Below are 11,924 nucleotides of genomic sequence, written 5' to 3'. Positions count from 1 at the left end.
CCCGAATGTCATGCTAACGTCGCGGCCATGATGAAGATCGACAAAGCCCCGGTGCCCCTGATCGTTCCGAACCCTGACGACCCGCGCCTGACGGAGCGCGTGACCGGCACCGACCAGACCGGCGCCAAGGTCGAGATCAAGGTGCCGATGGAACGGCCGCTGACGCTCTACCTGAATTCGCAGGAGATCGTCACCATGATGACGATCGGCGACTACCCGGAATATCTGGCGCTGGGCTATCTGCTCAACCAGAACATGCTGAAATATAATGACGAGGTCACTGAGGTCGAATACGACGACGACCTCCAGGTGGTGGTGGTGCGCACCGGGCATCACACCAATTTCGAAGCCAAGCTGAAGAAGCGCACCCAGACCTCGGGCTGCGCGCAGGGCACCGCGTTCGGCGACCTGTTAGAGGCGGTCGAGAGCGTCGCGTTGCCGAAGGCCGAGCTGCGCACCTCCTGGCTCTACCAGATGACGCAGACCATCAACACCATGCCCTCGCTTTATCTGGAGGCCGGCGCGATCCATGGCTGCGTGCTGTGCAAGGAGGGCGAGCCGCTCTGCTACACCGAGGACGTCGGCCGTCACAACGCGGTCGACAAGATCGCGGGCTGGATGTACCGCCACGGCGTCGATGCCTCCGACAAGATCCTCTACACCACGGGACGGCTGACCTCGGAAATGGTCATCAAGACCGTGCGCATGGGCATTCCGATCCTGGTGTCGCGCTCCGGCTTCACCGCCTGGGGCGTCGATCTTGCCCGCCAGGTCGGACTGACGCTGGTCGGCCGCACGCGCGGTAAGCGCTTCATCGCGCTCGCGGGCGAAGAGCGGATCGTCTACGACCAGAACCTTGCTTACGTCGAGGAGGAATCGACGAAGCACAAACGCAAGGGTGAAGGTGGTGACGACTGACTTTCCGGCAACGCAGGGCGTGCTGCTCGCAGGCGGCCTCGCACGGCGCATGGGCGGCGGCGACAAGCCGATGCGGACCATCGGCGGCCGCACCATCCTTGAGCGCGTGATCGCGCGATTGACGCCGCAATGCAGCGGATTGATCCTCAACGCGAATGGCGATCCCGCACGCTTCGCGGCGTTCGGTCTGCCCGTTGTCGCCGATGACGTACCCGGCTTCCCCGGGCCCCTCGCCGGCATCCTTGCCGCGCTCGACTGGACGGCGGCGAACCGGCCTGACATCGAATGGGTGCTGAGCGCCGCAGGCGACTGCCCGTTCCTGCCGCGCGATCTCGTGGCGCAGTTGCACGAGGCGCGGGAGCGCGAGAACGCCCAGCTCGCGGTCGCCGCATCAGGCGATCAATCACATCCGGTGATAGGTCTGTGGCGCGTCGCCTTGCGCGACGAGCTGCGTCACGCGCTGGTCGTCGAAGACCTCCGCAAGATCGACCGCTGGACCGCGCGCTATCCGCTGGCGACGGTAACGTGGCCGGCCGAGCCGCTCGATCCGTTCTTCAACGCCAACACGGTCGAGGACATCGCCGAAGCCGAGCGGCTGGCCGCGCTGGATGCGGCCTCCTGACAAGAAGCGTCGGCGCAAGCGCGAGCAGACGGTTCAAGCCGCCAGCGGCACTTCCCAGGCGTCGTAGCCGTAAACCCAGCTCGTATCGGTCCTCTCCTTGAGCCAGATGTTGGCGCGCGAGGTCTCCTGCACCCGCGTCGTGCGCACCTTGCGGGTAGCCTCGAAGCGGCGGAACGCATTGGCGACGCCGTCGCGGCCGACACCGTCGAGGCAGCGCGACAGCACGGCGGCGTCCTCGATTGCCATCGCCGCACCTTGCGCCATGTAGGGCGTCATCGGATGGCAGGCATCGCCGAGCAACGTCACCTTGCCGTCGGCCCAGTGCTCCAGCGCGTCACGGTCCATGATCGCCCATTTGTGCACGTCGGGACAGGCGGAGAGCACCCGAGTGACCTGCGGATGAAAGCCTTCGAATGATGCGCGCAGGTCGCGCACGTCGCCCCTCGCCGACCAGGACTCGATGCGAAAGTCCGGCTCGGGCTGGCTGGTGACGAGATAGACCTCGCTGCGATCAGGCTTGACGTAATAGATCACGATGTGGCGGTCCTCGCCCCACCATTTGGTGCAGTCGTCGATCCCTGCGCCGCCGAGCAGCGCGGCGGGATAGGTGGTGCGATAGGCGACGCGGCCGGTGAATTTGGCCGGCGCGGTGTCGAACAGGAGATCGCGGACCGTCGAATGGACGCCGTCCGCGCCGACCACGGCATCGGCGATGGCACGCGTACCATCGGCAAAGGTCAGCCAGACACCACCGCCGGTCTGGTCGAGACCGACGAGCTTGTGACTGAGCCGCACAAATTCGTTCGGCACCACGCTCGCCAGCGCAGCGTGGAGATCACCGCGATGGGCGAGCAGATAGGGCGCGCCGAACTTCTCTTCCGCGCTCTCGCCGAAGATCATGTCGAACTTGATGTCGCCGCTTTTCCAGTCGCGGTTGTTCCAGGAGCGTGGATAGAACGAGTGCTCGCGCATCCGCGCCTCCAGCCCCAGCGCGCGCAGCACCTTCATTGCGTTGCAGCCGATCTGGATGCCGGCGCCGATGCGGGCGAACTGGGAGGCCTGCTCGTAGACCATCACATCGATACCGACGCGCCGAAGCGCCGCGGCCGTCGCGAGCCCGCCCATGCCGGCACCGACGATCGCAACCGAAAGCGGCCTTGCCATCGCGTCCCCCACCCCCTCGCGCGGCTTGAACGCCGCGTCGTCGATCTACGCAGGCCGGAAGCCCGCCCGCTCCAGCGCCGTACGCGCCTCGTCCGAGCCGAGTGCGTCGAGAAAGGCCTGGACGGCCGACCGCTGCTTGCGCGCTGTCACCAGCGCGAAATCATAATGCTCTTCCGCGAGCGGAATGAAACCGAGACCGACCGCATGGGCGACCGGCGCAATGGTCATGCCCCAGTCGGCACGGTGCTGCGCGACAGCCGCAGCCACGGCATTGTGCGAGCGCGGCTGGTTCCAGTAACCTTCCGGGCGAGCACCGCCGAGCAGCCGGTCGATCAGGATGCGCGTGCCGGCGCCCTGGTTACGGTTGACCATGATGCAGGCGGGGTCCGCGAGCGCGGCGGCAACTGCTTCCTTCGCACCGAGCCCCTCGAAACGTTTGTCGCCCTTGCGGAACACGATGCCCTGCATCCGCCGCCAGCCCGGCACGAGCTCGAGCCCCTCAACGAGGTAAGGCGTGTTGTAGGTCTCGCTCTTGTCGTCGAACAGATGGATCGGCGCGAGATCGCATTCGCCCCGCTTCGCCGCCGCGAGTCCGCCGAGGCTGCCGACCGCGATCGAGCGCACGGTCAGCCCCGCATGCGCGAGTTGCGCCGTGACGAGATCGAGCCCGGTGCAATGGCTGCCGACGATGACGAGATCGGGCACCCGCACATGCGGCGTGAACAGCGTCACCTCGGCGTCGGTCCCTGCCGGCATCTGGTCGGCGAGCGCGTCGATGCGCAGAAAACCGTCGGCCTGCGCGAACGACGTGATCGCACCGGACCCCTTGCCGGAGGGATAGGCGATCAGGCCGTCCTTGCCGCCGACCAGCGAGACCATGACGAACTCGGTGCGGCCGAGCTCGGAGGCGATGCGCACCGGCACGGTCGCGCTTACCTTGGCATCGGAGCGTGGCGGCAGCCCGGCCATCCGACGCAGCACCGGCACGATCATGTCGTGGAAGGTGAACATCGCCGAGGTCGGGAAGCCCGGCAGGATCACCACGGGCTTGCCGTCGCACACCGCAAGGCACAGCGGCTTGCCGGGTTTAAGTGCGACGCCATGCGCGAGGATGCCAGGCTGGCCGAGCCGGCCGATGATGCGATGGGACACGTCACCCGCGCCCTTCGAGGTGCCGCCCGAGAGCACCAGCATGTCGGCGTCCGCCAGCGCGCGGCGCATGGCGGCTTCGAGTTTTGCCTCATCGTCGGGAATGGCGCCGAGGAACACCGCCTCGCCGCCATTCTCGTCGATCGCGGCAGCGACGATGGCGCCGTTGGTGTCGTAGATCGCAGCCGGCGCGAGCGCCTCGCCGGGCTGAACCAATTCGTCACCGGTGGAGATCACGGCAACACGCGGCTTACGCGCGACAGTCACCTCGGCGATGCCGCAAGCCGCCAGCATGCCGATCTCACGCGAGCCGATGATCGTGCCGGCGCGCAGCAGCGCCTCGCCGCGCGCGATGTCGGAGCCTGCGTAGGACACGAACTGTCCCGGCGAGACGGCTCGCCGGACGTCGATCGCATCGGATCCGGCAGGCTGGGTGTGCTCCACCATGACGACGGCGTCGGCGCCGCGCGGTAGCGGCCCGCCGGTTGCGATCGGCGTTGCGGTTCCTGTCGCCACTTGCAGCTTCGGCGCGGTGCCGCAGTGAATGGTCTCGCCGTTCAGCGCAAGGCGAACGGGCGCGCCTTCGCCGGCCGCGGCGAGATCGGCCGAGCGCACGGCAAAGCCGTCAACGTTGGAACGGTCGAACGGCGGAACGTCGAGGGGCGCCGTGATGTCTTCGGCCAGCGCCGCGCCGAGCGCATCGGCAAGCTTGCGCGTCTCGCTCGGGACCGCGCGCGGGAACAACGCAGCTTCAAAGCGCGCCAGCGCGTCCTCGCGCGAGAGGATCTGGAGGAACTGCTCCTGTTCGAGCGCGCTACGGTCTTGCGATTGCGGGATCATCGTCATGCCAAACCCATATCATTCCCGCATCAGATAGGCATCGACCGGCGTTCCTGCCGCAAATCCCTCGTGGCTGGCGGGAACGAGCAGCCATGCATCGGCCCGGGCAATGGCCTGAAGCGGCCATTCCCCCACCGCAAGCGGGAGCCACGCATGATGTTCCTCGGCCAGCAGGGCGATTTCGGCGATGCCGACACTGGATGCGATTTTTCGCGCAAGCGGCAAGGTCATGCGGCGGCGTAACTGCCGCGCCGACAGCCGATCGACGAGCGGCAGCACGAGCGCGAGCCAGGCGGCAAGCGCATGATCGGGCGAGCCGGGCAACGCGACGATTGGAACCGGTCCGAGCCGCCCGACCGCGGCGGTGCGTCCGGGCTGGAGCGCGAGGCCATGGGCGCGCACGTCACCATGCCGGGCCAGCGCGCTAACCGCGGCATCCCGGCGGCCTGCGCCGCTGCCGCCGACCGTCACGACGAGATCGCAGGCGAGATCGCCGAGCGCTTCCGCGATCGATGCCGCATCTCGCGCGGCAGCTTCGCGCGCTTGCACCTGCAGCCCTGCCGCGCGCGCGATCTCGGCAATCATGTGCGCCGTCACGGCCGCACCCGGCACGTTGACGATGCCCAGCCGCGGCCGCCGTACGCTCAGCTTTTCAACACCGGCGGTGCGCGCGAGCAGCAAGGCGGCAGGATGGATCAAATGCCCTTCTGCCACGGCGGGCGCCCGCCCGGCAATGTCGCTTCCGGCACGCCTGACGCCCCGTCCGGGCACGCCCTCCGCCAGCACTTGGGCGAGTGGACCCGACACCTCGACTGCGTCGGCATCGAGCACACAATCACATCCCGGCGGCATCGCGTCGCCGGCATCGACCCAAACGGGCGCCGTCGTCAGAGGCAGCGGCGAATAGGCGGACGCGCCGACAATATCGTTGGCGCAGAGCGCCCAGCCATCCGCAGCGGCGATGTCGCACGACGGACAGGCCGCAAGCAGCGGCGTCCCTGCCGCGATGCAGCCGGCGGCCTCCGCCAGGGGCAACTCGATCGTCGCGATCGGATCAACGCCTCGCAGCAACGCGGCGAGCGCAGTGTCGAGCGGCGTCAATGCTGGCGGCAGGCGCTGGGTCATGCGCCATGATGGACCATGCATCGCCCGGTTTGGCAACCGCTGGCAACGCGAAGCTCAGCCGCCGGACTTGGCCGCATTGGGGAAGAACAGCTGCTGTCCGTCGACGTTGTAGCCGGCGATCGCCGCCTGCCCCTCCGGCGAAATCAGCCAGTCGACGAAGGTCTGCCCCAGCTCCTTCTTCACGTCCGGAAACTTTTCCGGATTCACCAGCATCGCGCCGTACTGATTGAGCAGCCGCTTGTCGCCTTCCACGACGATGTCGAGATCGCCGCGATCCTTGAAGGCGATCCAGCTGCCGCGGTCGGACAGCACATAGGCGTTCGCCGTGCGCGCCGCGTCGAGGGCTGCGTCCATCCCTTGCTTGACTTCGCGATACCATGCGCCCTTGGCAGCGGCGATATCGATGCCGGCGACGATCCAGAGCGCGAGCTCCGCGCCATGGGTGCCCGAGCGATCGCCGCGCGTCACGAACGGCGCGCCCTTGGCCTCGATCGCCTTCAGCGCGGTGGCGATGTCCTTGCCTTTCACGGCGGCGGGATCGTTCTTCGGTCCGATCAGCACATAGTCGTTGTACATCACGTCAAAACGCTTCACGCCAAAACCGTCGGCGACGAATTTCTCCTCCTGCGGCCGTGCGTGCATCAGCACGACGTCGACTTCGCCCCTGCGCGCGCCGTCGAGCACTTCATCGGCACGCCGCGCGATCACCGTCACCTCGATGCCGGTCTTCTCGCGGAAGATCGGTAGCAGATGATCGAGCAGGCCGGACTCCTGTGTCGCCGTGGTCGAGGCCAGCACGATCGCGCGGTCCTCCGCAAATGACGCCGCCACGCCCGCGGCGAGGCCGCAGAGAAGCGCGAGTGCAACGGACAGGCGGCGGACGACCATGATCGGGTTCCCATTGGCTAAGACGCGATCATGATGATGATCGATTGCGCCACACTCGTGACGCGTTTGCGCGTTGCGCTCCCCACTCGGGACATTTCGGCAATGCGGCTCGCGCGGTGCGCCCATTGCAATTGCGAGCGCGACGGCCGCAAGGCCCGCGCCACGCGGGTGCTTCAGGATCGTTCACCAAAGCAGAGATCGCGCGTGAGGATGTGTTGCAAAGCAGCGAGATGATCGGGCATGGTCCTGCCGGACGTAAATTGAAATGCAGAATTCCACCTGCGTCGAACGCCAAAAAGAAGCAAGAATTTGCATAGGAATGCAGGATGGAATTCCTGACGACCAGCGAAGCCGCCGACTACCTTCGGCTCGGCGAACGCAAGCTCTACGAACTCGTCACCACTGGCGCGATCCCCTGCACCAAGGTGACCGGGAAGTGGCTCTTCCCGCGGCACGAGCTCGACCTCTGGGTCCTGTCGGGACTGGCGCGGCCGGCCGGCATGCTGACTGCGGAGCCGCCGCCGGTCGTGGGCGGCAGCCAGGACGAGCTTTTGGACTGGAGCCTGCGTGAATCCGGCTCGGGCCTGGGATCGATGAGCGAGGGCAGCGCGCGCGGGCTCGAGCGCTTGCAACGCGACGAGGTGATGGCGGCGGCGGTGCACTTCCACAGCCTGGAGGCCGACGGCAATCTTGCTTCCGACGCCAGTGCGACGACGCTGCGTGACGCGCCTGACCTGCATGATGCGGTGCTGGTCGCATTCGTGCGCCGCGAGCAGGGTCTCGTGCTGCCGCCGGGCAATCCGAAACGCCTGCGCGGCCTCTCCGACGTGCTTGCGCTCGGTGTCAGGATGGCGATGCGACAACAGGGCACAGGCGCGCAGATGCTGCTCGACGTGCTGTTGAAGCGCGCCGGCGCCTCGACGCGCGATCTGCGCCGGATCGAGACACCGGCGCTCACCGGGCCGGATCTCGCCGAGATCGTCCGCGCGGGACAAGCCGATTGCGGAATCGCGACGCGTGCGGCGGCGCGCTCGGCCGGGCTCGATTTCGTGCCGCTGGTCTGGGAGAATTTTGATCTCGCAATGCGGCAACGCAGCTATTTCCGCCCGCCGATGCAGGCCCTGATCCGGTTCCTCAGCGAAAGACGGCTGCGACAGCGCGCCGAGGAGCTGACCGGCTACGATCCCTCGCCGGCGGGACAGATCCGCTTCGCGGCCTGACGTTGACGCCCGCCCCCAAATAGTTGCAAAAGAAACCAATTCAGCCGGGCCATACCCGGGCAACACCGGCCAACGAGCCGGATCAGGGGAGGACAAGCGTGAATCCAACGAGATTTGGACTTCCGGTTGCGGCCGGCTTTGCAGCGACGTTCTTGGCGGCGGCGCTGCTGCCGGGTACGGCGTCGGCGCAGGTTTCCGACGACATCGTCAAGATCGGCGTGCTCACCGACATGAACGGCCCCGCCTCCGCGCCGACCGGCCAGGGATCGGTGACGGCGGCGCAGATGGCGATCGACGATTTCGGCGGCAAGGTGCTCGGCAAGCCGATCAGCATCGTGATCGGCGACCACCAGCTCAAGGCTGATATCGGCGGCGGCATCGCGCGGCGCTGGTACGACGTTGATCAGGTCGACCTGATCGTCGACGTGCCCGTCTCGGCCGTCGGACTCGCGGTGCAGAACGTCGCCAACGAGAAGAAGCGACTGTTCATCACCCACTCGACCGGCACGGCGGATTTCCACGGCAAGTTCTGCTCGCCCTACGCGATCCAGTGGGTGTTCGACACCCGCGCACTCGCGGTCGGCACCGCGGATGCGGTGGTCAAGCGCGGCGGCGATAGCTGGTTCTTCATCACCGACGACTACGCCTTCGGCCATTCGCTGGAGCGCGACGCCTCCAGCGTCGTCACCGCCAATGGCGGCAAGGTGCTGGGCTCGGTGCGGCCGCCGCTGGCAACACCCGACCTCTCCTCCTTCGTGCTGCAGGCGCAGGCCTCCAAGGCCAAGATCATCGGCATTGCCGCGGGTCCCCCGAACAACATGAACGAGATCAAGACCGGCTCGGAGTTCGGCGTGTTCAAGGGCGGCCAGCAGATGGCGGCGCTGCTCGCGCTGATCACCGACATCCACGGCCTCGGCCTCCAGGCCGCCCAAGGGCTGTTGCTGACGACGTCGTTCTATTGGGACATGGACGACAAGACCCGCGAATGGTCGAAGCGCTATTTCGCCAAGATGAACAAGATGCCGTCGATGTGGCAGGCCGGCGTCTATTCGAGCGTGATGCACTATCTCAACGCCATCAAGGAGACCGGCACCGACGATCCGCTCAAGGTCGCGGCCAAGATGCGGGAAAAGCCGATCGAGGATTTCTTCGCCCGCAACGGCAAGCTGCGCGAGGACAATCTGATGGTGCACGACCTCTGGCTGGTGCAGGTGAAGACGCCGGAGGAGAGCAAATATCCGTGGGACTATTACAAGATCCTCACGACGATCTCGGGCGACAAGGCGTTTGGCCCACCGGACCCGGCGTGTCCGCTGGTGAAGAAGTGAGATTGGCGAGTATGAGGCCGCGATGACGGTGCACCCTCTCCCCTTGCGGGAGAGGGTGGCTCGCCGCATGGCGGCGAGACGGGTGAGGGGTATCTCTCCTCGAGTCGTCTTTCAGCTTCGAGTTCGCGGATAGATACCCCTCATCCGGCGCTACGCGCCACCTTCTCCCGCAAGGGGAGAAGGAAGGAAGAGCGTGCGCCGGGGGTTTGCTACTTCACCACGCCGATCTCGCGAAAGTACTTCATCACGCCGGGATGGATCAGCTCCGGCTTCGGCGCTGCCGCGACCGTGTTCGACGCCGTGGTCTCGCAGGCCTGCGCGAGCTGCTTGCAGAACGCCGCCTCGGCGCCGTGCAGCGTCTTCGCGAGGCGATAGGCGACGTCATCGGGCAGGTCTTCGCGTGTGAGGACGAAACTCCACGAGCCGAGCGAGGCGATCGGCTCGGCCTGCTTCGGATAGGAGCCGGCGGGCACGTGCAGCGGCTTCAGGAACGCATGCTTGGCGCGGATGCGCGTGATCTCTTCAGCGCTGGGCGCAATGAAGCGCGCGCCTGACGCACTCGATGCCACCGCGGCAAAACCGGGCCAGCCGATGCCGGCGCCCCAAAGCGCGGCAACGCGGCCGTCCTCGACCATCGCGGGGCCATCGCCGGCGCGGTCGAGATAGATCGCCTTGAAATCCTCGTCCTGCTTGAGGCCGAGACCATCGAGCACATAGCGCGCCAGGATCGGCAGGCCCGAGCCTTTGGCGCCGAACGCGACGGGCTGGCCGACGAGATCGCGAATGGTCTTGTACGGACTGTCCGCCCGCACCACGAACATGCCGGGGTTGGAATAGATCGCGGTGAGTATCTTCAACCGCACAGGCGCGCGGCCGATGCCGGCAAAGGCCTCATAGGCCGGTTCGCCCGCGACCAGCGCGAGATCGAGCTCGCCCTTCTCCAGCAGCGGAATGTTCTCGTTGCTGCCCTTGGTGTTGCGGGGTGCGATGGTGATTTGCGGATCGGCCGCGTTCATCGCTTCCGCAAAAGCGTTGCCATAGAGCGGAAAGCCGCCGCCGGGCGTCGCGGTGCCCAGGCTGAGTGTCGTGGTCGGAATGGCGTTGCCTCCGGTTTGAGCAGCGGCGGGGCTTGCGAGTGGATTTGCGAGCAGCGCCGCGCCGAGAAGGATTGTGATTGCGAATCTCATGATGAGTCCCGGCCGCCCCGCGTCAACATCGACTTGCGGCGATGTAGGCAGCGGGCGGTTTTTGTGAAAGCATGGGCACAACGACAATAGAACAATGGGAGACGTCATGTTGCGAATTTTGCGTAACACTGTTTTTGGGCTGCTGTTTCTTTCAACTCTCCTCAACGCCTCCCCTCCCGCCTCCGCCGCCGGCTACCCCGACCGCCCCGTGCACTGGATGATCGGCTTCGCCGCCGGCGGCCCGGTCGACATCGTGGCGCGGATCATGGCGCAGGCGCTCTCGGATCGCCTCGGCCAGCAATTCATCGTCGAGAACCGCGCCGGCTCCGGCGGCAACATTGCGGCCGCCGCCGCGATCAACGCAGCCCCCGACGGCTATACGCTCTTGTTCGTCGCGCCCAACAACGCGATCTCGACCTCGCTCTACAAGAAGCTGCCTTACGACTTCCTGCGCGACACCGTGCCGGTCGCGAGCATCATGCAGCTCACCAACATGCTGGTCGTCTCCAATGCGATGCCGGTGAAGTCGGTTCAGGAGTTCATCGACTACTGCAAGGCCAATCCCGGCAAGATCTCGTTTGCCTCGTCCGGCAACGGCACCTCGGTGCACATGTCGGCGGAGCTCTTCAAGGTGATGACCAAGTGCGACATGGTGCACGTGCCCTATCGCGGCTCGGCCATCGCCTTCCCCGACATCATCTCCAACAAGGTGCAGCTGATCTTCGACAACCTCCCCTCCGCGCTCGAGCAGTCGCGCGGCGGCACTGTCCGCGCCCTCGGCGTCACCTCGCCGCAGCGCTGGCCGACCGTGCCCGACGTGCCGGCGATCGCCGAGACCGTGCCGGGCTTCGAATCGGTCGGCTTCTACGGCATCTCCGCGCCGAAGGGCACGCCGCCCGAAGTGATCGAGGTCCTCAACAAGGCCGTCGGCGAAGCCCTGAAGGACCCGAAGGTCATCGCGCGGCTGACCGAGAATGGCGGCATCCCGAAGCCGATGACGCCCGCCGAGTTCGGCAAGCTGGTCGCCGACGAGACCGAGAAGTGGAAGAAGGTGGTGGAGTTCGCCGGGGTATCGGTCGACTAGGGGTGGCCCTGCGCGGCGCCCGTAGCACGCCGGCAAAGCATTCCGGAGGGACCTGCAGGCCCTCCGGAATCAAAATGCGCGAAAACAACCCCATGCACAGTAGAAAAGTCGCATAATCACAATGGGTTACAGAAACGAAAAAATGAGCCTTCGCGAGCCGATTTGACTCGTCGGGCAAAACAGGAGCATAAGGGCACCATCGCTAATTTCGGTTATTCGAAAATCATCGGCAATGCTGCGCCAGGGGTTTCCGTCCACCAGAGCCAGCATTGCACCCCCGCCTCCATCCCTGTAAACGAACCGCGCACCGTTGCCGGCCGCGCGTTTCCGCGGCCGTCTCGCGGCGGGGCCTGTAGCTCAATGGTTAGAGCCGGCCGCTCATAACGGTCTGGTTGCAGG

11 protein-coding genes are annotated in these 11,924 nt (G+C 66.3%); 5 read left to right on the top strand and 6 right to left on the bottom strand.

The window, feature by feature from the left end; all coding sequences use genetic code 11:
* Positions 1 to 27: 27 nt before the first annotated feature.
* Both fdhD and mobA read left to right on the top strand, forming a co-directional pair.
* Entirely contained in the window at positions 28 to 918 is an 891-nt protein-coding gene (gene fdhD / locus AC1DW2_RS42570) for a formate dehydrogenase accessory sulfurtransferase FdhD (protein WP_085402175.1), read from the top strand.
* Complete coding sequence (gene mobA, locus AC1DW2_RS42565) at positions 905 to 1,540, top strand: molybdenum cofactor guanylyltransferase MobA (protein WP_085402200.1); 636 nt, start codon at positions 905 to 907, stop codon at positions 1,538 to 1,540. The genes fdhD and mobA overlap by 14 nt, the downstream gene beginning before the upstream one ends.
* Before the next feature lie 33 nt (positions 1,541 to 1,573).
* Here mobA and AC1DW2_RS42560 read toward each other — a convergent pair whose 3' ends face one another.
* Genes AC1DW2_RS42560 through AC1DW2_RS42545 form a run of 4 tightly spaced genes read right to left on the bottom strand, consistent with a single transcriptional unit; the run spans position 1,574 to position 6,706 of the window.
* Positions 1,574 to 2,704 carry an FAD-dependent monooxygenase gene (locus AC1DW2_RS42560; protein WP_477009082.1) on the bottom strand — a complete coding sequence of 377 codons (1,131 nt, stop codon included), beginning with the start codon at positions 2,702 to 2,704 and terminating at the stop codon, positions 1,574 to 1,576.
* A gap of 45 nt (positions 2,705 to 2,749) precedes the next feature.
* Positions 2,750 to 4,699, bottom strand: a complete 1,950-nt coding sequence (locus AC1DW2_RS42555; RefSeq protein WP_085402176.1) for a molybdopterin biosynthesis protein — start codon at positions 4,697 to 4,699, stop codon at positions 2,750 to 2,752.
* A 12-nt stretch (positions 4,700 to 4,711) separates the two neighbouring features.
* Positions 4,712 to 5,818, bottom strand: coding sequence for a molybdopterin-binding protein (locus AC1DW2_RS42550; protein WP_477009081.1), 1,107 nt, complete (start codon positions 5,816 to 5,818; stop codon positions 4,712 to 4,714).
* Positions 5,819 to 5,872: 54 nt separating this feature from the next.
* Positions 5,873 to 6,706, bottom strand: coding sequence for an ABC transporter substrate-binding protein (locus AC1DW2_RS42545; RefSeq protein WP_477009080.1), 834 nt, complete (start codon positions 6,704 to 6,706; stop codon positions 5,873 to 5,875).
* A 326-nt stretch (positions 6,707 to 7,032) separates the two neighbouring features.
* Between AC1DW2_RS42545 and AC1DW2_RS42540 the strand changes: the two genes are divergently transcribed.
* Together AC1DW2_RS42540 and AC1DW2_RS42535 are read left to right on the top strand one after the other, a co-directional pair.
* Positions 7,033 to 7,926: a helix-turn-helix transcriptional regulator gene (locus AC1DW2_RS42540; protein WP_063985273.1), complete on the top strand. Its 894-nt coding sequence runs from the start codon at positions 7,033 to 7,035 to the stop codon at positions 7,924 to 7,926.
* Positions 7,927 to 8,024: 98 nt separating this feature from the next.
* Positions 8,025 to 9,254 (top strand): ABC transporter substrate-binding protein, encoded by a 1,230-nt coding sequence (locus AC1DW2_RS42535; RefSeq protein ID WP_477009079.1) that lies wholly within the window; start codon positions 8,025 to 8,027, stop codon positions 9,252 to 9,254.
* A gap of 209 nt (positions 9,255 to 9,463) precedes the next feature.
* On the opposite strand, the gene AC1DW2_RS42530 is transcribed toward AC1DW2_RS42535, so the two are convergent.
* Complete coding sequence (locus AC1DW2_RS42530; RefSeq protein WP_477009078.1) at positions 9,464 to 10,441, bottom strand: TAXI family TRAP transporter solute-binding subunit; 978 nt, start codon at positions 10,439 to 10,441, stop codon at positions 9,464 to 9,466.
* Positions 10,442 to 10,547: 106 nt separating this feature from the next.
* On the opposite strand from AC1DW2_RS42530, the gene AC1DW2_RS42525 reads away from it, so the two are divergent.
* Positions 10,548 to 11,525: a Bug family tripartite tricarboxylate transporter substrate binding protein gene (locus tag AC1DW2_RS42525; RefSeq protein ID WP_477009077.1), complete on the top strand. Its 978-nt coding sequence runs from the start codon at positions 10,548 to 10,550 to the stop codon at positions 11,523 to 11,525.
* Positions 11,526 to 11,737: 212 nt separating this feature from the next.
* Here AC1DW2_RS42525 and AC1DW2_RS42520 read toward each other — a convergent pair.
* Positions 11,738 to 11,924 (bottom strand): hypothetical protein (locus AC1DW2_RS42520; RefSeq protein WP_477009076.1); only part of this gene is annotated, 187 nt, incomplete at its 5' end.

This window comes from Bradyrhizobium sp. P3_C3, from assembly GCF_056402655.1.
This window is presented reverse-complemented; position numbering and strand designations above follow the sequence as displayed.